This window comes from Mesorhizobium sp. B283B1A (genome assembly GCF_020165735.1).
Classification (GTDB): domain Bacteria; phylum Pseudomonadota; class Alphaproteobacteria; order Rhizobiales; family Rhizobiaceae; genus Mesorhizobium; species Mesorhizobium opportunistum.
The window spans coordinates 156,499-176,242 of the sequence record NZ_JAIUIQ010000002.1 but is presented as its reverse complement, the minus strand read 5'-3'; the positions used below and the strand labels follow the sequence as shown (position 1 = coordinate 176,242).

Annotated in this window: 21 protein-coding genes and 1 pseudogene; 12 read left to right on the top strand and 10 right to left on the bottom strand. The window is 61.4% G+C overall.

The features are described from left to right. Window positions 1–14: 14 nt before the first annotated feature. Window positions 15–530, top strand: a complete 516-nt coding sequence (locus tag LB577_RS02250; RefSeq protein ID WP_224685374.1) for a DoxX family protein — start codon at window positions 15–17, stop codon at window positions 528–530. Window positions 531–628: 98 nt separating this feature from the next. Here the strand turns inward: LB577_RS02250 and LB577_RS02245 are convergent, their stop codons facing one another. Further along, on the bottom strand, window positions 629–1,129 hold the full coding sequence (locus LB577_RS02245) for a porin (protein ID WP_224685373.1): 501 nt from the start codon (window positions 1,127–1,129) through the stop codon (window positions 629–631). A gap of 199 nt (window positions 1,130–1,328) precedes the next feature. Here LB577_RS02245 and LB577_RS02240 point away from each other — a divergent pair. The 5 genes and pseudogenes from LB577_RS02240 to LB577_RS02220 all read left to right on the top strand — a co-directional run. Further along, window positions 1,329–1,517, top strand: a pseudogene (locus tag LB577_RS02240) (DoxX family protein); the annotation flags it as partial. 308 nt (window positions 1,518–1,825) lie between these two features. After that, window positions 1,826–2,083, top strand: a complete 258-nt coding sequence (locus LB577_RS02235) for a hypothetical protein (RefSeq protein ID WP_224685372.1) — start codon at window positions 1,826–1,828, stop codon at window positions 2,081–2,083. A 184-nt stretch (window positions 2,084–2,267) separates the two neighbouring features. Beyond that, a complete protein-coding gene (locus LB577_RS02230; protein WP_224685371.1) occupies window positions 2,268–2,855 on the top strand; it encodes a BA14K family protein in 588 nt (195 codons plus the stop codon). Between the two features lie 103 nt (window positions 2,856–2,958). Beyond that, window positions 2,959–3,288 carry a DUF2934 domain-containing protein gene (locus tag LB577_RS02225; RefSeq protein WP_224685370.1) on the top strand — a complete coding sequence of 110 codons (330 nt, stop codon included), beginning with the start codon at window positions 2,959–2,961 and terminating at the stop codon, window positions 3,286–3,288. Continuing rightward, entirely contained in the window at window positions 3,285–3,434 is a 150-nt protein-coding gene (locus LB577_RS02220) for a hypothetical protein (protein ID WP_023780469.1), read from the top strand. The genes LB577_RS02225 and LB577_RS02220 overlap by 4 nt, the downstream gene beginning before the upstream one ends. A gap of 103 nt (window positions 3,435–3,537) precedes the next feature. Here the strand turns inward: LB577_RS02220 and LB577_RS02215 are convergent, their stop codons facing one another. Next, window positions 3,538–4,491, bottom strand: coding sequence for a DMT family transporter (locus LB577_RS02215; protein WP_224685369.1), 954 nt, complete (start codon window positions 4,489–4,491; stop codon window positions 3,538–3,540). A 240-nt stretch (window positions 4,492–4,731) separates the two neighbouring features. Between LB577_RS02215 and LB577_RS02210 the strand changes: the two genes are divergently transcribed. Continuing rightward, complete coding sequence (locus tag LB577_RS02210) at window positions 4,732–4,878, top strand: hypothetical protein (protein ID WP_224685452.1); 147 nt, start codon at window positions 4,732–4,734, stop codon at window positions 4,876–4,878. A gap of 378 nt (window positions 4,879–5,256) precedes the next feature. Here LB577_RS02210 and LB577_RS02205 read toward each other — a convergent pair whose 3' ends face one another. From LB577_RS02205 to LB577_RS02175, 7 genes are all read right to left on the bottom strand, one after another. Beyond that, the gene (locus LB577_RS02205) at window positions 5,257–6,210 is read right to left on the bottom strand and encodes a PleD family two-component system response regulator (protein WP_023768939.1); all 954 of its coding nucleotides are present in this window, start codon (window positions 6,208–6,210) and stop codon (window positions 5,257–5,259) included. A gap of 64 nt (window positions 6,211–6,274) precedes the next feature. Then, a complete protein-coding gene (locus LB577_RS02200; RefSeq protein WP_023768938.1) occupies window positions 6,275–7,294 on the bottom strand; it encodes a chemotaxis response regulator protein-glutamate methylesterase in 1,020 nt (339 codons plus the stop codon). A gap of 22 nt (window positions 7,295–7,316) precedes the next feature. Continuing rightward, on the bottom strand, window positions 7,317–9,590 hold the full coding sequence (locus LB577_RS02195; protein ID WP_224685368.1) for a hybrid sensor histidine kinase/response regulator: 2,274 nt from the start codon (window positions 9,588–9,590) through the stop codon (window positions 7,317–7,319). Then, complete coding sequence (locus tag LB577_RS02190) at window positions 9,587–10,291, bottom strand: chemotaxis protein CheW (protein WP_224685367.1); 705 nt, start codon at window positions 10,289–10,291, stop codon at window positions 9,587–9,589. The genes LB577_RS02195 and LB577_RS02190 overlap by 4 nt, the downstream gene beginning before the upstream one ends. Continuing rightward, window positions 10,291–11,532, bottom strand: coding sequence for a CheR family methyltransferase (locus LB577_RS02185; RefSeq protein WP_224685366.1), 1,242 nt, complete (start codon window positions 11,530–11,532; stop codon window positions 10,291–10,293). Before LB577_RS02185 ends, LB577_RS02190 begins: the two co-directional genes overlap by 1 nt. Continuing rightward, complete coding sequence (locus LB577_RS02180) at window positions 11,529–11,996, bottom strand: chemotaxis protein CheW (RefSeq protein ID WP_023768934.1); 468 nt, start codon at window positions 11,994–11,996, stop codon at window positions 11,529–11,531. The genes LB577_RS02185 and LB577_RS02180 overlap by 4 nt, the downstream gene beginning before the upstream one ends. 23 nt (window positions 11,997–12,019) lie before the next feature. Further along, complete coding sequence (locus tag LB577_RS02175; RefSeq protein ID WP_224685365.1) at window positions 12,020–13,657, bottom strand: methyl-accepting chemotaxis protein; 1,638 nt, start codon at window positions 13,655–13,657, stop codon at window positions 12,020–12,022. 440 nt (window positions 13,658–14,097) lie between these two features. On the opposite strand from LB577_RS02175, the gene minC reads away from it, so the two are divergent. The 4 genes from minC to LB577_RS02155 all read left to right on the top strand — a co-directional run bounded on the left by minC (window position 14,098) and on the right by LB577_RS02155 (window position 17,373). Beyond that, window positions 14,098–14,916 carry a septum site-determining protein MinC gene (gene minC, locus LB577_RS02170; protein ID WP_224685364.1) on the top strand — a complete coding sequence of 273 codons (819 nt, stop codon included), beginning with the start codon at window positions 14,098–14,100 and terminating at the stop codon, window positions 14,914–14,916. 69 nt (window positions 14,917–14,985) lie between these two features. Continuing rightward, window positions 14,986–15,801 carry a septum site-determining protein MinD gene (minD, locus tag LB577_RS02165; protein WP_013894382.1) on the top strand — a complete coding sequence of 272 codons (816 nt, stop codon included), beginning with the start codon at window positions 14,986–14,988 and terminating at the stop codon, window positions 15,799–15,801. Next, window positions 15,798–16,070, top strand: coding sequence for a cell division topological specificity factor MinE (gene minE / locus LB577_RS02160; protein ID WP_013894383.1), 273 nt, complete (start codon window positions 15,798–15,800; stop codon window positions 16,068–16,070). The genes minD and minE overlap by 4 nt, the downstream gene beginning before the upstream one ends. 421 nt (window positions 16,071–16,491) lie before the next feature. Continuing rightward, window positions 16,492–17,373, top strand: a complete 882-nt coding sequence (locus LB577_RS02155; RefSeq protein WP_224685363.1) for an EamA family transporter — start codon at window positions 16,492–16,494, stop codon at window positions 17,371–17,373. Between the two features lie 43 nt (window positions 17,374–17,416). Here the strand turns inward: LB577_RS02155 and LB577_RS02150 are convergent, their stop codons facing one another. Next, complete coding sequence (locus LB577_RS02150) at window positions 17,417–18,379, bottom strand: AraC family transcriptional regulator (RefSeq protein WP_224685362.1); 963 nt, start codon at window positions 18,377–18,379, stop codon at window positions 17,417–17,419. Between the two features lie 220 nt (window positions 18,380–18,599). Here LB577_RS02150 and LB577_RS02145 point away from each other — a divergent pair, with 220 nt between their 5' ends. After that, on the top strand, window positions 18,600–19,721 hold the full coding sequence (locus LB577_RS02145) for a helix-turn-helix transcriptional regulator (protein WP_224685361.1): 1,122 nt from the start codon (window positions 18,600–18,602) through the stop codon (window positions 19,719–19,721). Window positions 19,722–19,744 lie beyond the last annotated feature (23 nt).

Sequence of the window (19,744 nt, the reverse complement as noted above, 5' to 3'; positions counted from 1 at the left end):
ATGGAGGCTGACCCATGACACCGAACGACATCGCCGCGAAGCTCGCCGGCCTCGCCACGAAATACCACGCTGGGGATGTGACCCTGCTTGCCGGCCGCCTGCTGCTGTCCCTCATCTTCCTGCATGAGGGCGCAACACTGGCCACCCATTTCGATGCCGCCGCCAAGGCGATGGCGGCGTTGGGCGTCGGCCTGCCGCTGTTCGTCGCCACCGTCGCGCTGCAACTGGGGGCAGGGCTCTCGATCGCAACCGGCCTGCTGACGCGGCTGGGCGCCATCGGGCTCGGCCTGTTCTGCCTTGCGACGGCCATGCTGTTTCACACCAACTTCGCCAGCCAGAACGAACTGCTGCATTTCGAAAAGGACCTGGCCATCGCCGGCGGCATGTTCGTGCTGGCCGCCGTCGGTGCCGGCAGGTTCTCGCTGGACCGGCTGGTGGCGCTCTATTTGCACAAGCGACAGCGCGACAAGGAGATGACGGCAGCGCTGCTGGCGGTGGAGAACCAGTTTTCGGTGCGGTTGCCCGTTTGAGGCAGTGCTAGCCGAGGCGGAGGGGGGAACCACCTCCCTCGTCGCGGCGCCAACCCCCTGGTGCCGGCCACGATCTTCGTGACGCCGGCAAAAATCACCTACCAGGTGAGCTGCAAGCCTGCATTTCCGCCAACGCTGCGACCGGCGAATGCGACGCCGGCCGTTCCTGTCAGCCGGCCGCTGCCGCCCGCAAAAAGACCCTCGCCAAGAACTGCTGCCCCCGTCAGGCCCATCGCATTGGACATGCCGGCGTTACCCCAGTTGATGCGCACGCCAAAATGCTCGCCGGCGACCAGGTCAGGGCTGGTCAACGCCGCGGCGATCGAGGAATTTTCGAAGGCGCGGGCGACACGGTTGTCGATGTCTTCGACGCTCTGTGCCAGCGCAGTCTTGGACGGCACCACGCCGTCCGCGGTTTGCTTTAGAGTCACCCCGGTGTCGGCGTTTATGCAGGTATCCGTGCCCGGGCTGTAGTAATATCGCGCACCGTAAAGCGTACAAACCTTCACGTATTCGACTGGCTGAGCGAAGCCGGGCGTTGTGGCGCCAACCGTTGCCGACAGTGCAACAAGCAAGAAATAACAATTGATCCTGGACATTTAACTTCTCCCCGCTGGCAAATTGTTAGCAAACCCTTAAAGCACTGGCGCATGGATAAGCTTTGCCTGTCAACGTGAAGTGATCCGGATTCTGTGCGGTTCACCGAAATCCGGAGCCTGTTGCTCCCACGCAACAAAACGATGGCTGTAACAAGGCATTCCCTTAACCAACGGGCGTTTCCGCCGGCCACTGTCCTGGTATTTCGAAAAGGACCTGGCCATCGCCGGCGGCATGTTCGTGCTGGCGGTCACTGGGGCCGGCAGGTTCTCGCTGGACCGGCTGGTGGCGCTCTATTTGCACAAGCGACAGCGCGACAAGGAGAGGGCGGCGGCGCTGCTGGCGGTGGAGAACCACATGTGGGTGGGCGAGGTGAAGCTGCCGATTTGAGGGGCGCGCGAACCCTCGCAGCCCAGGCGCGCAGCGCTTTCCGGCTGCATTCCACGCAAAATTCCACTGTTGCTGCGGTTCTTACCACGCCGGCTACCACGCTTGCGCACACACCACGGCCCTATGAAGCGGCAACAGCGCACGACGAACCCAAGACGATCATGCGCTGAGCAACCTGCCGCCGCGGATCCCGTGGGGATAGCGGCTGGCCGGTTTCGCCTGATGAAAATGTAGAGACAGACTCGGGAACGCGGTGCGGGCGGCGCGTTGAGGTCCTGTCATCACCTTTGGAAAGATGGAGAATTGAAATGAAAAAGATCGTTCTTACCATTGCCGCGGTTCTGTTTGCTTCCGGCACGGCTTTTGCCGGCAGCGACCATTTTTTTGGCACGGACTATGTCCCGGCCGCCGGCAGCTATCCGACCACGACGACCCATTCGATGATGTCCGGCGGTGCGCCCGACATGATCGGCACCAAGAGCATCACCGGCAGCGCGGTTGAAGGAAATGCGAATTCCGGCATGCCTGCACCGGGCTATGGCCAGGGCATCTGGGGCAACCGCTAACGAAACCGGCCGCCATGGCCGGCATCCAGGGGACGGGATAACTCGCCGCCTGGATCATTTCTCCGCCTGAATGGCTCGCTCCATTCCTTCCAGCGGCCGATCAGCGATGTGCCTGCCGCGCGTGCTTTTCTGGAACAAGCCTTGACGTCCCGCATTCTATTAGCAGGGACGCAAGGAGCGTGGCGTGAAAGCATTTTTTGGACTGGTCTGCGGCTTCGTGCTGACCCTTGCGGTGTTCGGCAGCGGGTTGGTTTTCGCAGCCTGGCTGCTCGCCGCCAAACCCGCGCGCGAGGCAAGGCCCACCATCAGCGTGGCGGAGCTGTGGACCAAGAAGGCGCGGCCGGTGAACAAGGCGACACAGAACCTTGAACGCGTGCCGGCCGAGCAGCCCGCGCCAGCCGACATCGCCGCCAAGGAACCAGCCAAGCAGCAGCCAGATCCCACCGTCACCGGCGCCATCGCGCCGGCCGAACTGCCGCCGCCGCATCTCGCCTGGTGCGCCAACCGCTACCGCTCTTACAATCCCGACGACAACAGCTACAGGTCCTATAGCGGGCAGCAGCGCACCTGCGTCTCGCCCTATCTCGCCGCCGACCGCACCGCGCCGCCCGCCGCCGAGGCCAGCTATGCCGAGGGCCCGGGCTTGGGTGCCTACGCGGCCACCGGCGACGACGACCATGTTGCCTCCTGCTTCAGCCGTTACCGCTCCTACCGGCCGGAAGACAACAGCTACCAGCCCTATTCTGGCGGGCCGAGACGGCAATGCGACTAGCCGGCAGCGGGTTGGCGCACGACGAAGGCCGCCGGGAGCGACCGCGACCGCGCGATTTCTGGGATCGTTCGGATCGGCCTCAAAGCCCAGAGGAGGAACGACCATGGATGACGACCGGCACGAGAAGATCCAGCAGCGCGCATACCAGATCTGGCAGCGTGAAGGCGGCGGCGACCCCGAGGATCACTGGCACCGCGCCGAAGCCGAGATCGACCGCGAGGCGGCACTGCCGCTGACGGCCGGTGACGCGTTGCCGCGCGAGATCGCCAGCGCCGACGTGCTGACGGTGGAGGAACTGGCGGTGCGCACCGGCATATCGGGCGACGAGGCGCAGGAATTGATCGACCGCCTGGGCACCGATCGCGCCGCCCTTGAACAAGCCGCGCGCAGTCTCAAAAGGCGGCGCACCCCTCAGGAGGGACAGGCGAAATGATCAGGAAACTGAAAGGTGGAAAATACCGGCTTTATTCGCGCAAGAAGGATGAGAAGACGGGCAAGCGGCGGAACCTGGGCACGTTCGAAACGCGCGAGGCGGCGGAGAAGCATGAGCGCGAGGTGCAGTATTTCAAGCGGCATTGAAGGGGTGCCTCGGACTGTCGCGACGGTGACGCACCACAGCTACTGAGACCGGTTACTTCCGCTGAATACAAAGGCGGCTTTGCGCCCGATCCCGTCAGGATTTCTACGCCACGCGGGGTTGAGCTGGCCTGACCACGGTGGCGAGTACGATGCCGGCGACAATGAAGGCAGCACCGACCAGATCGTAATCGTGCAAGCCCTCGCCAAGCAGCAGATAGGCGAGCATGGCCACGAACACCGTCTGCAAATAGAGCAGCATGCTCGCCCGGCTCGCTCCGAGCGTTTCCACGCTTTTGTTGTAGAGATAGTACATCAAGGCGCCGCCGGGACCCGCCAGATAGGCGAGCGCGAGAAGGCTGTCGACATCCATGGCGGAGCGTTCGTCGTTGAACAATTCCCACACATGGAAAGGCAAGGCGACCAGCGCACCGGCGCCAAGCAGCAGCACGACCATCGGCAGGAGTTCGATGCCGAATTTGGCACGGCGCAAAAGCACGGTGTAGAGGCCCCAGCAGAACGCGCTGCCGACGATCCACAACTCGCCGGCGTTGACCTTGAGTTGCAGCAGCGCCGTCAGGTTGCCGTGGGCAACGATGAAAATCATCCCGGCAAGCGCAACCAGCGCGCCAAGCGACTTCCACAGTCCGAGCGGTTCGCCAAGCACGAAACGGGCGAGCACCATCGTCATGACGGGCGATAGCGCCATGATGATGCCGGCCGTGGTGGCATCGGTGTCGTCGAGGCCGTGGTAGATCATACCCTGGCATAGCGTGAGGCCGATCGCCCCCACGGCGACGACCTCCACGGCGCGCGTTCGCAAAAGCCCGATCATCGCGTCGTGATGACGGTGCACGATCGGCAGCAGGATGGCGCAGGCAAGCGTCAGCCGCCAGAAGCAGAGGCCCCAGGGCGGCATTTCAGGCGCCACCCATTTGGCCGCGATATAGACACCGGCCGAAAGCAGCCAGCAAAGGACGGCGGCCGGATAGCCAGCCAGGGAGGATACGGGGCCGACCTCGGGTTGCGCGGCCTGATGCGCTATCGGCATTGCCTGCATGTCATGCCTCCCCTTGGATGACGCCCGACGGGGGCAATATAGCCTGCGTCGTTGGGTCGTGCATCCGTTTTGAAAGGCCGAAAAGGAATCTGCTCTCGGCCGCCATATGTCTTTCGATGGAGCGGGAAGGTTCTTCCCGCGAGGGTGATGCGACGACCGTAGCGGCAATCGAACAAGCCGCCTGAGCCTCAAGGCCAGAAAGCGCGCTAAACCTGTTCAGCCCTAACCAGGGAGAGCGAGATGATCCGCAAACTGAAGGGTGGAAAATACCGGCTTTATTCGCGCAAGAAGGATGAGAAGACCGGGAAAAGGCGGAATCTGGGGACGTTCGATAAAGGGGGGGCGGGGAGAAGCATGAGCAGTACTTCAAGCGGCATTGAGGCGTGATTTCGTGCTTGTCTCTGGCTGTCGCGATGGTGACGGACCATCCTGCTGCGACTGGTTATCTCCGCTGAGTACAATGCCGGCAATGCGCCCCAAGTCAGTCGTTGAGCTAGCCCCAGGGGAATCCCAGAAGCGGAAATTCGAGCGAACAGGCTAACCGGTGCGTTGCACCTAGAACCGACGCTCAGCGGTCATCAGCGACGAGCTCGATCTTCAGCCGAGAGTGAGCAAGGCAGCACGCTTCACTGTCGCCGACATTCCCAATCGTTTGGCTAACTAGTCGTCAGGCCTGTTGTCCGGCTCCTACTAAATCGAGTGCCGCTCTGGGCCCATCCTAGCTTAAAATTACGCACCCGCACTTCGGAGGTGCTTTGAGCGTCTCTAGCTGCGGGATATATGAAGCGCAACTCGATTTCGTCCTTCCGATTTGGCACGAAACAGAGCCAAATCGGCGGCATTGACGAAATCATTTGGCGTCTCGTCCGCGGTGGGCACCGCTGTTGCAACGCCGACGCTGATGGTCACATGATCCGGGCCGTGGGGTATGTTCAACTCCCGCACACCCTGGACGAGCCGCTCTGCGATCGCACTGGATTGTTCCAGTAAAGTGTCGACCAGCACGACCACGAACTCTTCGCCTCCGTACCGCGCAGCGAGGTCGGTGGAGCGACCGGAACCGCTCTGGATTACGCGGGCGATTTGCTTGAGCACCTCATCGCCGGCCATATGGCCATAGGTATCATTGTATCGTTTGAAGTTGTCGGCATCAATCATCAACAGCGACAATGGGGACTGTGCGCGAAAAGCGCGCTTCCATTCAGCCGCCAAATATTCATCAAAATAGCGCCTGTTGCCGAGACCCGTCAGGCCATCGATCCGCGTCAGACGTTCAAGCTCGAGATTCGCACTGATCAGCTGTCGCTGGCTTTCCCTTAGCGCCCGGTATGCCGCGTCTCGCTGGACGTGATCCAGATAGGCCCGCGTGTGATATCGAATACGTGCAATCAGCTCGATACGATCCGGCAGTTTGACGAGATAGTCGTTCGCTCCCGCAGCGAAGGCTTCGCCCTTGGTGGCCGGATCTTCCTTGCTCGACAGCACAATGACTGGGACCGCGCGTGTCGACGCATGCTTCCTGTATTCTCGCACCAGATGCAGCCCGTCGACACCGGGCATGACGAGATCCTGCAGGATAACGGTTGGCTTTACCTCATCCGCGACCGTCATCGCTCTCAACGGGTCGGTGCAGAAGTGTAAGGAAATATCGGGCTCGTTGGCTAGAGCGCGCCTGACCGCCTCGCAAACCATGATCTGATCATCGATGAGCAGAACCATGGATGAATAGTTATCTGCGAGTGGCGGGACTAGCTCTGGTTCTTGCGTCATCGGACGAGCCCTTTCACGTGGAGCGCTCGCAGGCTTCGATTATACGTGAGCCGATCGCACTCAAAGGAAGAATATCAACAGCCGCGCCGATGTCGGCGGCGGCCTTCGGCATGCCGTAGACGGCACTGGTTGCTCTATCCTGCGCGATCGTGAGATGCCCCTTGTCGCGGAGCTGTCTTAGCCCGCGCGCACCATCCCTGCCCATGCCGGTGAGCAGGACACCAATCACCGAGCCAGGCCACCATTGCGCCGCACTCTCGAAGAACACATCTACCGACGGCCGATAAACATTGTCCTTGGGGCTGGGCGTATAGCCAAGTTGCTGAGCTGACTTGAAAACCAGATGATCCGCAGAACTGGCTACGAGAACAGTGCCCGCTTGAGGACTATCCTTTTCCCGCGCCGGACGGATCGGGAGAGGCGTATGCTGTCCCAGCCAATCAGTAAGCCCTGGCACGAACTGAGCATCGAGATGCTGGACGAGCACGATCGCGCTACCAAAATCAACGGGAAACGCGCTCAGGACTGCGGCAACGGCGGCCGGCCCGCCCGCGGAGGCACCGATTGCAATTAGGCGTCGAGGTGTCGGCTCAGCGTCACGTGACATCCGCCTTTTTGTCTTGGCCGGCGCATCACCGATCAGCTTGCCGATCGTCGCAATCTTGTTCGTTAGAAGCCGTGCGGATTGCGAGGACGCGTTACCTTGGATCCCTACTGACGGAATATCGACCGCGTCGAGCGCGCCATGACCCATTGCTTCGTAGACACCGGCGAGGTTGGCTTCGATACTAGCGGTCACCAGCAAGATTGAGCACGGGGTTTCCGCCATGATTCTGCGGGTCGCTTCCACGCCGTCCATCTCTGGCATCGCTAGATCCATGAGTATCAGATCCGGCAGATCACGTCTGCAGACCTCGACCGCCTCACGCCCATTGGTCGCGATCCATGCGACCTGATGTTCGCCGGTCGACAGGACCAGCCGGCGCAGAAGCTCAACCGCCATCGGCATGTCGTTGACTACGCCGATTCTCATTCGTTGGCTTCCAATTTCGATCTCATTCAGCCGCCTCGCCAATCATGTCCACGACGGCATGAATCAGGGCCTCGTCCTGAAAGCTACTCTTGGTCAGGTAATAGTCCGCACCTGCGTCGAGCCCGCGCGCGCGATCTTCTTCCCGATCCTTGTACGAAACGATCATGATGGGTGTGTTCTTGAGATGAGCGTCCTTTCTGATCAAACTCACCAGCTCGATGCCATCCATGCGAGGCATGTCGATGTCGGTGAGGACGAGATCGAAAGGACCAGACCGGACGGCATTCCACCCGTCCATACCGTCGACCGCCACTTGGACCTCATAACCGTAATTGCCCAGCATCTTGCGCTGGAGTTCGCGAACCGTCAGTGAATCGTCAATCACGAGCACGCGCTTGCGCCTGCTCGGTTCGGGACTGCCCGCGGCGCGCCGAAGAGCTCGAAATCCGCTTGACGACGCAAGCTTTTCCACCGATCGGATCAGATCGTCGACGTCGAAGATCAGAACAGGCGAACCGTCTTCCATCAGGGCTGCTGCGCTAATGTCCTTGATCTTGGCAAACCGTGGATCGAGAGGTCTGATCACCAACTCGCGTTCCCCGAGAAAACGGTCAACGATCAGGCCGTATGCATCGCCCCGACCCGCATCCACGATGACGACCGAGAGTTCGTCCGGTTCCGATCCGGGCTCACCTCGATCCAGCACCTCGCGCGCGGTGACCAGCCCGATCTGTCGATCGTTCAATCGAAAATGCGGCCGGCCCTGCAGGACATTGATCTCGGTCCGCTGCAGTTTCAAAGTCTTGGAAATGGCAGCGAGTGGAAAAGCATAGGGCTCTCCATCGACATCGACGAGCAGTGTGCGCAGGACCGACAACGTCAGCGGCAATTGCAGTTGAAATCGGGTTCCGTGCCCAAATTCTGAGGAGACGCTTGCGACTCCCCGGACCTGCTTCGTCATGGCTTGCACTGCATCGAGCCCCACACCGCGACCGGAGACGTCGGTAAGGCCCGCTTTCATCGAGAAGCCTGGCAGAAACAGGAATGCGAGCAATTCGGTTTCGCTGAGTGTGTCAGCACTTTCCCTGGTTGCAAGCTGCCGGGCGACGACAGTCTCGCGCAGCTTCGAGAGCTCGATCCCCCTGCCGTCGTCCACCACGGCTATCTGCAGCAGCCCGGCATTATGCCTCGCTTCGAGCCTGATGAGCCCCTCTTCGGGTTTCCCCATCGCGAGGCGCTCCTCAGGCGGTTCAAGCCCATGGTCTACAGCGTTGCGCAGAAGATGCCCCAAAGGGGCATCGAGCTGCTCGAGGATATCGCGGTCGATGCCGGTCGAGCCGCCTACGATCTCCAGTCGCACCCGCTTGCCAAGGGTACGACCGAGGTCGCGGATCGTTCTCGCATAGTGTCGCACGCCGTCCTCAAAAGGCCGCATCCGGCTCGCCAACGTTTCGTCGTACAATCTGTTGGCAAGATCGGTCGCTTTCCGATCCACTGAATCCAATTCATCGAGACGCTCCGCCAGGAACGCTTGGCTCAACCGAAGCTTCCGCTGCGCTTCAGCCAGCGCCTCCACCACCGCCGCATCGTTTGAAACCGGCGGCAGCACTGCATGAAGATTGTCGAAGGCACTTGCGAGGTCCGATTGAAGTCGCTTCAGCCGCAGCAGCCCGTCAGCGAATGGCCTGAGCCGCCGAGCTTCCATCAGCGACTCGCCAGCCAACCCGAGCAATCGGTTCAGGCTGTCTGCCGTCACCCGAACCATTCTATCAGAGCCGATGCTGTCGTGGGCTTGCGGTACCGTCCCAACGAGGAGGTTCGCTGAAGAGGTCGTCGCCAGTTGCTCCTGAGGATGATCTGGAGTTGCGAAATCAGCTGCAGCATCTTGGGGCCCGGGCTTTGCCTCGGGGAGGGACAATTCCTCGAACTTCGCGAGAAAGGTTTCGACTTCTGAGTTGGCGCTCTCGCTCGACGATCCCGATGCGATCAATTTCAAAAGGTCAGAGCCTTGCAGAAGCGCATCTATATGCTCCCGTCGCACCCTCAGATGCCCACGTTGCGCGGCGACCAGGCAGTCTTCCATCGCATTTGCAACTTTGACCGCGGGCATCAGGTCGATGATGCGGGCAGCTCCTTTCAGGGAATGCGTGGCACGCATGCATGCGTCCAAGGCATCGGCGGCGATAGGATCGCGTTCGAGTGCCAGAAGCCCAGAGGTTAGAGCCTGTGACTGCGTCTCCAGTTCGGTCTGGAAGAGGCTGAGCATCGAAACCTGGCTGAAGTCTTCATCTGTCATGCGATGCTCCGATCCAGCATCGTGAGCAGTTGTCGTGGATCGAGACAGCCTACGGCTCGTCCCTGCCATGGCAGCACGCCAACCGTAGCGGCCGACAGTGCCTTGCCAATCATGGCCGGAACGGCGAGGGTGTCGCGTTCCTGGTACCGATGTAAGCCGTGGATCTCGTCAACCGTAAAAGCAACCCGTTTGTCGCGCTCGCCTACCACGACTAGGCGGCGAAATACCTTGGTTCGCGTGCCTTGTTCCCCCTCCTTGCGCTCGTCTATCCCGAGCAATTCGGCCAGGGACAGGCAAATGAGCAATTCACCACGGACATTCGCAATACCGAGCAGTGCACTGTTCCTGCGATGTGGAACTGAATGAACGCGACGAGATTCAGCCACTTCATGAAAAATACCGACCGGAAGTGCCAGCCATTCCTCCCCCAAACGGAAGAGAACGGCCGTCTGCAGCGCGTCGCTGTCTGCCAAGTCGATCCCTGCACGACCAGCGTTATCAGGCCATTCGTCGCGATATGCCGAGGGCACTGCACGGTCAAGGAGGCGTCGTGCAATCTTCTTGTAGGTCGGGCAATTCCTGCAGTGGAGATGCTGCTCCAGTAGCGGACATGACTTGTCACCCCGTACGCCTATTTGCCGCCAGCAGTCGTCGATTTCAATCTCCTCCACCGGCTGAGCGATCCTTGTCGAAGCCGCCATCAGCTGCCGCTCCTTTTCTGGACCCGACCCAGTCGGCCGGCCAGCGCCTCGGCGCCGTTGTGGTCGCCTTGCTTGCTAAGCAGCAAGGCCAGATGGACAAGAGCTTCTCGATGATTTGGCGCGAGATAGAGCGCCTTGCGATAACTTTGCGCGGCTTCGGGTGCAGAACCATCCGCATCCTGGACGAGGCCCAGCAGGTAGAAGATTTCCGCGGAAGGACCGAACTCCTTGAGATGCGCCAGGGCGACCTCCTGTGCCTCCTTTACCCGTCCTGCATTGGCGATCCGTTCAACCGCGATGAGGCTTTCCGAGGCCTGTGCAAGCGGCTTGGCCGGAGCCTGCCCACGGCCTTCATTGCCAATTGTCGGTCGGAACGGAAGAAGAGGCTCGCTCTTGTTGACCTTCGGAGTCGGCGTCCGCACCGGGACGGCGGCCGAAACTTTCGGCGCCGTGGTCTTGACGGGCTCCGATTTCAGAAAGGCAAAGGCCAATGGCCATTCAGCGGAAATAAAGCCATGCAACCTTGGAAGAGCTGCTTCCGCCGGACCGACCAGAAGAAGTCCGTCTTTGGCCAGCAGGTCCTTCGTGCAGATCAATGCGCGATCCTGCAGCTCTCGATTGAAATAGATCAGCAAATTGCGGCAAAGCAGGATGTCATAGACCTTTTGCCCGAAAGACGCGCGAGAACCGAACAGGTTTCCTACCCTGAACCGAACTTGTTTCAGCACCCCAGCAATAGGCCGCAACCCGCCCTCGGCAGCTTCGAAATAGCGATCCTTGAATTCGAGATGGCTGCCGCGAAACGAATTGCGCCCATAGATGGCGCGTTCAGCCGTCGCGATATTGCGGCTGCTGACGTCCACGCCATCGATCTTGAACTCGTGCGCCTCAAAGCCGGCATCGAACATGGCCATGGCGACCGAATAAGCCTCTTCGCCCGTTGAACATGGCAGGCTTAGGACTCTTATCGGCTGAGCAGGCTTGTGCACGCGCGCATGCCGCGCCAGCATCGTGAACGCTTCTCGGTCGCGAAAGAACCAGGTCTCTGGGATCACCACCGCATTGATCAGCTCCTGCAACTCCTGCGAGGAACCGGCCAAGTGTTCCCGATAGGCCTGAGGGTTGGTTATCCGGCAGGCTGCCATCCGGTCTCTGACCGCCTGACGAACCACTGTCGGACCAACGCTGGCACTGTCCAGTCCAATGGTTTCCGTCAGGAGCTTTTCTATTGCGCCGGTCATTGATCACCTATTGCGGCCTGGCGGAGCAAAGCGGTACGAATCTCTTCCGAAAGCAGCGCTTCCACTTTGACCCACTGAATGATCTCGGAACCATCGGAAGCCACCGGCCCAAGATAGGGCGGGGTTCCTGGTTCAAGGCCGAACGGCGCGAAATCGGCAGGGTCTCGCTCGAGCGTATCCGTCACCCGTTCCGCGATCAGCCCCAGTAGGCGTTGCTCGCCACCATGCGCCGGATAGCGCGTCACAACGATCCGGGTGCTCAATAGGCGCTCCGATGGTCGGCCAAGCGCAAGAAGAGTAACATCGATCAGGGGGATGGGTATTCCGTTATAGCTGACCAAACCCACCACACCAGTTGGCGCACCCGGAAGAACTTTCACATCGATATAGGGCAGAACCTCTTCAATTTGGTGGACATCGATCAAGTATCGATCCGGACCCATGCTGAAGGCGAGGAATAGCATTGTCACCTCCTACTGCCGGCTCGCTAGGCTCTCAGCTTGAACCTCGAAATGCTACTTCGCATGCCGCCTGAGACTTGATTGAGCTCGTCGATCGCGAGCGTCGATTGCTGAAGGGATTCGACCGTTTGTTGAGCTGCCTCACTCAGCTGGGTTAGCGTGTCGCTGATCTGCCCCGCGCCGGTCGCCTGCGCTTGCATGCCGTCATTGGCGACTTCGAAACGTGGCACCAGCCCCTGAACCTGCTGAATGATCTCGAAGAGTTGCCCGCCGACCTGCTGGATTTCCTGCATCCCCCGGCGGACCTGCTCGGAAAACTTGTCCATGCCCATCACTCCGGCCGCGACTGCCGACTGGATGTCCTTGACCATCTGCTCGATATCGTAGGTGGAGACAGCGGTCTGGTCCGCGAGCCTTCGGATTTCCGTCGCCACCACTGCAAAGCCCCGGCCGTATTGGCCTGCCTTCTCCGCCTCGATGGAAGCGTTGAGCGACAACAGATTCGTCTGATCGGCGACTTTGGTTATGGTCGTCACCACCTGATTGATGCTGCCGGCTTTCTCACTCAAGATCGCGAGTTTGGAATTGATCGCACCGGCCGCTTCCATGACCTGCTGCATGGTTTCTTCCATACGGGTTAGCCCCGCTTGCCCTCCGCCGGCGACGGCAGCCGTTTGCTCGGCAACTGTCGAGACCTCGTTCATCGTGCGGACGAGCTCGTTTGATGTGGCGGAGATTTCCTTGGCTGTCGCGCGGATTTCTGTTGTGGTCGCTGCGATTTCAGTCGCAGTTGCCTGTTGTTGCTTGGAGGTGGCGGCGATCTCAGTTATCGACGTGCCGACCTGTATGCTGGACCTTTGAACCTGACCAATGAGGGTTGTGAGATCGTCCGCCATTGCGTTGAAGCCGTCGGCAAGCACGCTGAATTCGTCTCGGCGCCTCAGATCGAGGCGTTCGCTGAAGTCGCCTTGCCGCATCAATTGAACCGCGTCGACCAAACGGGTGAGCGGACCTGTAATGGCGCGAAACAGCTGGTAACCCAAAAGAAGGGCTAGCCCTAGGGCTATCAACAAGCCAACGCTCAAACCGACTTCGGCCGTTCTAACGATCGAGCTGATCTGCTGCGTCGCGCTGTTTGCCTCGCCTCTGTGATCCTCAACCATGGCCTGCAGAGCGGACTGCAATTTTACAAAGATCGGCTCTACGGTGTTCTTGATGGCCGGGCTTTCATTGAGAGTTTCACCTTTCGACAAGGCAGCCCGGCTTGTGTCCAGCACAGCAGTTTCAGCCAGACGAAATTGGTTGGCGAGTTCTTTGACGACTGCATAATTCTGCTTGTCGATGTCGGAGACGATTGTTGCTTCATAGTCGTCCATCGACCGCTGCACTTGGTCGCGATTGGTCGTGATCGCGCTTTCAAGCGTGCTTCTATCCGATGGGTTGTCCTGAAGGGCGTATTCCTGAAGCAGACTATGGGCCGTCATCTGGCCCATCATGATCGCGGTGCTGTGATAGAGGTCTGGAAGGATGCCCTTCTCGACCTCAGTCGCCTGCTGCCCCGCCTGAAGAAACCATGCGTACGCGATGACGGCGATCACTGACATGACCAGCAGAACGGCAGCGAAACTGACGAGGATGCGGTGGCGTATTGTCAGACTCTTCATGGATCCGATTCACCAATGGGGCCATCGTGGGCTGCGCGACAAGCGCTCGTTCCGACGTGTTCGAAAAAGGTGCGTCGAAAAGCGGTAGTCTGATGCTGAATGGTTTCTTTTCCGTTCCATGACTAATGATGGCGAGGCGGCTCGCCAATCGGCGCCGCCAGAAGCGGTGGTCAAAGGACGACTGCCGTCCACGCAAAAGCGTTGATGAGCTACTTGAGGCCACGAGTTGAATGACTCTTTAAGCCAGCTCGATGCTCGAAAGCCGACCTCCCGCTTGCGGCCCCTATCAAGACATTCAGTGCGTCGCCGGGTAGCAGCCGCAACTGGCGTTTAGCCGGTTGTCCAATTTCTCGCACAGCAGCCAAGCTGCCACCCCCTCATTAACCATTCGTTAACCATTCCCTCGCTAGCGTTTACCTCTCAGTAAGGATTCGCCAGCCGTGACCTTTGCCGCTCCCCTCGAGGCCAAATCCATTCGCTTTCGTGCCCGCTCTTTCGTCGCTTTCACCTTGACCCCGGAAGCGCCCATGGCGGAGTGGCTGCGGGGGCTGGATCACTGGATCGGCAACTCGCCGGGCTATTTTGCCGGACGGCCGGTGCTGCTCGATTTGAATGTGCTGAAGCCCGCCCCAAGCGAGATCGCGGCGCTGGTGGCGGAGCTTGGTACGCGCGGCATTCGTATCTATGCCATCGAGCTTGAAGGGGCTTCGCTCGGCCCCGAACTGCCACCGTTGCTGGTCGGCGCCAAGGAGGCGACGACGGATGGGCTGCTGCCTGGCCGCAAGGGCAGGGCGGAGGTTTCCGACAAAGTCCAGGTTTCGGACAAGGCCGAGGTGCCGGAAACGCGCACAGAAGCAGGTGAGGCTGGCAAGGGCAAGGCTGGCGCAAGCAAGACCGGGGAAAGCGAGCCGCAGGTTTCGCACTACGATTCGGGCACGCTGATGATCAAGGCGCCGATCCGCTCCGGCCAGGCGATCATGCATGCGCATGGCGATGTCATCGTGCTGGGCTCGGTCGCGTCCGGTTCGGAGATCGTCGCCGCCGGCTCGATCCATGTCTACGGCACGCTGCGCGGGCGCGCTTCGGCAGGCGCACTCGGAAACACAGCCGCGCGCATCTTCTGCCGCCGCAACGAGGCCGAGCTTTTGTCGGTCGACGGCTGGTACATCACCGCCGAGGAGATGGAAGGGGTGTCGCGCGGGAAGCCGGTGCAGGCCTTCCTCGACGGCGAGGGCCTTCGTGTCGAGACATTGAGCTAAAGCGCTGACTGAGACAAAGGCCGGCAAGCCGGCCCGGGATAACAAACGACAACAACGGAGGCTTTTTTGATGGGCAAGGTAGTGGTGGTCACTTCGGGCAAGGGGGGCGTCGGCAAGACCACCTCGACGGCAGCGCTTGGAGCGGCCGTGGCCAAGACCGGCAAGAAGGTGGCGCTCGTCGATTTCGACGTCGGCCTCAGGAATCTCGACCTGATCATGGGCGCCGAGCGGCGCGTGGTGTTCGACCTCGTCAACGTCATCCAGGGCACGGCCAAGCTGTCGCAGGCGCTGATCCGCGACAAGCGCGTCGAGACGCTGTTCCTGCTGCCGGCCTCGCAGACGCGCGACAAGGATGCGCTGACCGAGGAAGGCGTCGGCGAAGTCATCGACAAGCTGCGCTCGGTGTTCGACTATGTGTTCTGCGACAGCCCGGCCGGCATCGAGCGCGGCGCGCAGCTCGCCATGCGCTTTGCCGACGAGGCGGTCATCGTCACCAATCCGGAAGTGTCGTCGGTGCGCGATTCCGACCGCATCATCGGCCTGCTCGACGCCCGCACCATGCGCGCCGAACAGGGCGAGCAGATCGCCAAGCATGTGCTGGTTACCCGCTATGACGCGGGGCGGGCCGCGCGGGGTGAAATGCTCAGCATCGACGACGTGCTGGAAATCCTGTCGGTGCCGCTGCTCGGCATCATCCCCGAGAGCCAGGATGTGCTCAGGGCCTCCAACCTCGGCGCGCCGGTCACGCTGTCCGAGCCGCTCAACACCGCGGCCAAGGCTTACCTCGACGCCGCAAGGCGGCTGGAAGGCGAGGACCTGCCTGTCATAGTGCCCTTCGAACGCAAGGGCTTTCTCGATCGTCTTTTGGGAAGGAGGGCGGCATGAACCTGCTCGACATCTTCAAGCGGCGCTCCAGTGCGCCGGTGGCGCGCGAGCGGCTGCAGGTGCTGCTGGCCTATGAGCGCCGCAACCGCAACCAGCCAGACCTCGTCTCCATCCTGCGCGAGGAGATCATGGCCGTCATCGCCAAGCATGTGCAGATCGACCAGGATTACCTGCAAATCTCCATGGACCGCGGCGAGACCATGTCGACGCTGGAAATCGACATCCAGATCCCCAACAAGAGCGCCGTGCCGATGGCGATCTCGGCCTAGCTTTTTCACCCTCCCCCTTGTGGGGAGGGTTGGCTCGCAGTCGCAGCGAAGCGGCGATTGCGGGACGGGGTGGGGCAGCGCGACGCTGCAAGGCCTATCTCCTGCAAGGCCAGCGCCAGCACCCCCACCCGGACCTGCGGTCCGACCTCCCCACAAGGGGGAGGTGGGAGCCAGCGCCTCACACCGCGTTAAACACAACCGTCTGCGCCAACCCGCCACCCCTGCGGTTCTCCAGCGTCACGGTTCCCCCGTAGCGCTCGATTACACCCAGGCGCGCGGTTACCAGGCCCGCATCGCGCCCGCCGGGCTGGCTGTGCCCTTATCGAGGCATCCGCGCTGCCTCACGACAGGCGGGCCGGTTCACCCTATTGCCATGCTGCCGGGAAGGTTTTCGCCGGGCGGCATGGGAGGATGAAGTCAATTGACATCGACGCCGGTTGCCAGTCGCGAAGCGGCGCCCTTGCCCGTCGCGGCGCTGATGGGCGCCATGGTGTCGATCCAGATCGGCGCCACCTTCGCCAAGACCTTGTTCCCGGTGATCGGCGCACAGGGCACGACGACGCTCAGGCTCGTGGTCGGCGCGCTGATGCTGATCGCGGTGCTGCGGCCGTGGCAGATGCGGCCTTCGCGCGCCACCTTGCCGTGGCTCATCGCCTATGGGGTGACGCTCGCAGCACTCAACCTTTTGTTCTACGCGGCACTTGCCAGGATCCCGCTCGGCGTTGCCGTGGCGCTGGAATTCTCCGGCCCGCTGCTGGTGGCGACGCTGACCTCGCGGCGCGCCAGCGACTTTGCCTGGATCGCGCTTGCGGTCGCCGGCATCGTGCTGTTGTCGCCGTTCATCCGGTCGCTGCAGCCGCTCGACCCGGTGGGGGTGGTGCTGGCACTGGCGGCCGGTGGTTTCTGGGCGCTCTATATCGTGCTTGCCCAGAAGGCCGGCGCGGAACTCGGCTCGCGCACGACTGCCTACGGCATGGCGATCGCCGCCGTTCTGGTGTTGCCCTTCGGCGTGGCCGAGGCCGGCATGGGACTGCTTTCGCCATCGATCCTGGTCAGCGCATTGCTCGTCGGCCTGTTCTCCAGCGCGCTGCCGTTCTGGCTGGAGATGGTGGCGCTGACCCGGATGCCGGCCCGCATCTACGGGACGCTGACCTGCCTGGAGCCGGGGCTGGGTGCGCTCGCCGGCTTCCTGTTCCTGCACGAAAGCCTGACGCTGCCGCAACTGGCCGGTATCGCCGCCGTCATCGTCGCGGCCGCCGGCACGGCGCTGACCTCGAAGCCGCCGGTGCCGTCGCCGGAGTAGGGGTAGCGGGCAGGCGAACGCGCGAAACGCGGTTCAGCGTTCCCTATCTGGTGCTCGTCGGCGTATGGCCAAACCGGCGGCGAAAGCAGCGATTGAAATAGGACATATCGCTGAACCCGCTTATCATGGCGATATCGCTGACCCGCATGTCGTCATTGTGTCTTTGCGAGAGCATCTTGCGGGCTCGCTGCAAGCGGAGCTCGAGGACCCTTTCGGTGAAGCTGGTGCCGGTCTCCTGAAGGAGGTCGTGGACGTAGCGTGCCGAGAGGCCGAGTTCTTGTGCGACGCCTTGGGCGGAGATTCCGGGGTCGGCGAAATTGTCGGCGATCTTGACCAGGATCGCCTGCAGGCGGGCGGCGCGCAGGCCGCGAAAGCCGGCCAGTTCGGCGGCCTGGCCCTTCGCGCCGGTCACCAGCCCGATCAGATCGACGATCGTTTCGGTCGCGTGCGTTACGAGATCGGGCGAGGCGAGGGGGCGGCCGGTTTCAAGAAGCTGGCAATAGCTCTTGAGAAGATCGAGGGCTTCGCTTTCGGCGCCTATCTTCAACGCCAGCCTGTCGTCGATCTGCGGGAAGGCCTGGGTGAGGATGGCGCGCGGGACCACTATGTTTGCCCACACATTGCTGTCGGCACCGGTCATTTTCAGCGCTTCCGCTGCCGTGACCAGGACCGCTTCGCCCCGGCCGACGCCGTATTCGCGGCCGGCCTGGGCCCCGGACAACAGGGTGTCGGCCTTGTTGATCAGCAGCAGGTATCCGTCATTGTCGTCGTCGGCGATGTTGCTCGCCTTCCTCGTCGCATGCTTGATCGTTCCGGACATCTGGCCAAGAACCAGTTCTCCCACGGCCGTGGCTTCGATCGAGGCTTGGAAGGGCAGGTTTTCCGATGTGCCATATTCGACCGACCATATCTCCGCGACATGGATGTCCTGCCAGAGGGAAAACCGATCTCGTTCGCTAAGATGCGATGGCAACTGAGCCGATGAAAAGACCGTCTTTTGTGACAATGGTGCAATCCGATATATTCGCTAACTCTAATCTATTGAGCGCGATGCTTCCCATTCCAAGAATAACCAGCGACAATAGCCGCTTGGTATCTGATCGAATTCAAATCCTTAATCGAGATCGACCGCACGTGGCGTCACCTGAAAGTATGACGCTACAAATTCCTCCGAGGCGAGATCGGAGCAAAATGGAGGCGTGGTGGAGAGGCTGAGCAGCGAAGTCTTGGGTTCGATTATCGGCGATATCTATGATTGCGTACTGGACCCCGACGGTTGGGCCGAGGTGATGATCCGGATCACCGGGGCTGTCGATGCGGCCTACACCACCATCGCGCTTGCCAGCACCGCCGGCAATCAAGGCCGCTTCGCGGCCCAATCGCCCTGGGATCCCGAGCAGATGCGCGTGCTCCAGGAGGACTATGATTTTGACACGATTCCCGGGCTGAAGGCCGCGGTCGTCGGCGACATCGACAGTCCTGTCGCGACGCTGTCGCAGATGAGCGAAGCCGAGCTCCAGCAGACTCCGTTTTTTCAGAATTGGGCCAATCCGCAGGGACTGCGCGAAGGCTGCATCACCAAATTCGTCCACACGCCGGACCGGATCGGGCTGATGGGTTGCACCACGCGGGCCACCAGGGCCGCCATATCAGCCGAAGAGCAGCGTTTCCTGGCGTTGCTCTCGCCGCATCTGCGGCGTGCATCGCTGATCGGAGATCTGCTCGATCAGGCCCGCGTCACCGCCAATCTCTATCGGCAGGCGCTTGACCATCTGGCAGTGCCTGTTGTTTTGACCGGCGCACACGGAACGATCCTCCACGCCAATGGCGCCGCCGAACGGATGTTTTCCGCGCAAAGCCCCATTCTTTCCAGGAACGGCGTGCTCCAGGTGCAAAATCCGGCAGTGGCCCGCGCCCTGCTGGAAGCGATCGCCAGCGCGGCGAGCGCGGATTTTCTGCTTGGCTCCCGCGGCATTGGCCTGCCCGTTTCGGCCCTGGGCCAGCCGCCAGCCGTCGCCTATGTGCTGCCGTTGAGCGAAGGAACGGCTCGCGCCGCTTTTCAGCCCGCATGTGCCGCCGTCTTCGTGTCGACGACGACGTCCTCTTCCCCGCTCCCCGAGGCCGTTCTCACCACCTTGTTCGACCTTACGCCGGCGGAGGCGCGGGTCCTGCTGCGCATCGGCAGCGGATTGTCCGCCTCGAAGAGCGCAGTGTCGCTGGGCATTGGCGAGAACACGCTGAAGACGCACCTCAACCGTATCTTCGCCAAAACCGGCACGAGGCGCCAAGCCGATCTCGTCAAACTCGTCTCGGACATGGGCACGCCGCTCGCGGTTCAGGCTCAATAGGCTGAAGCCGCCGCTCGCCGCCG

Coding starts and splice junctions, on each gene's coding strand:
- LB577_RS02225 (WP_224685370.1), top strand. CDS start 2,959: ATGGATGACGACCGGCACGAGAAGATCCAGCAGCGCGCATACCAGATC.
- LB577_RS02235 (WP_224685372.1), top strand. CDS start 1,826: ATGAAAAAGATCGTTCTTACCATTGCCGCGGTTCTGTTTGCTTCCGGC.
- LB577_RS02200 (WP_023768938.1), bottom strand. CDS start 7,294: ATGAGAATCGGCGTAGTCAACGACATGCCGATGGCGGTTGAGCTTCTG.
- LB577_RS02195 (WP_224685368.1), bottom strand. CDS start 9,590: ATGACAGATGAAGACTTCAGCCAGGTTTCGATGCTCAGCCTCTTCCAG.
- LB577_RS02190 (WP_224685367.1), bottom strand. CDS start 10,291: ATGGCGGCTTCGACAAGGATCGCTCAGCCGGTGGAGGAGATTGAAATC.
- LB577_RS02205 (WP_023768939.1), bottom strand. CDS start 6,210: ATGGTTCTGCTCATCGATGATCAGATCATGGTTTGCGAGGCGGTCAGG.
- minE (WP_013894383.1), top strand. CDS start 15,798: ATGAACCTGCTCGACATCTTCAAGCGGCGCTCCAGTGCGCCGGTGGCG.
- LB577_RS02245 (WP_224685373.1), bottom strand. CDS start 1,129: ATGTCCAGGATCAATTGTTATTTCTTGCTTGTTGCACTGTCGGCAACG.
- LB577_RS02185 (WP_224685366.1), bottom strand. CDS start 11,532: ATGACCGGCGCAATAGAAAAGCTCCTGACGGAAACCATTGGACTGGAC.
- LB577_RS02215 (WP_224685369.1), bottom strand. CDS start 4,491: ATGCAGGCAATGCCGATAGCGCATCAGGCCGCGCAACCCGAGGTCGGC.
- minD (WP_013894382.1), top strand. CDS start 14,986: ATGGGCAAGGTAGTGGTGGTCACTTCGGGCAAGGGGGGCGTCGGCAAG.
- LB577_RS02220 (WP_023780469.1), top strand. CDS start 3,285: ATGATCAGGAAACTGAAAGGTGGAAAATACCGGCTTTATTCGCGCAAG.
- LB577_RS02210 (WP_224685452.1), top strand. CDS start 4,732: ATGATCCGCAAACTGAAGGGTGGAAAATACCGGCTTTATTCGCGCAAG.
- LB577_RS02250 (WP_224685374.1), top strand. CDS start 15: ATGACACCGAACGACATCGCCGCGAAGCTCGCCGGCCTCGCCACGAAA.
- LB577_RS02175 (WP_224685365.1), bottom strand. CDS start 13,657: ATGAAGAGTCTGACAATACGCCACCGCATCCTCGTCAGTTTCGCTGCC.
- LB577_RS02180 (WP_023768934.1), bottom strand. CDS start 11,996: ATGCTATTCCTCGCCTTCAGCATGGGTCCGGATCGATACTTGATCGAT.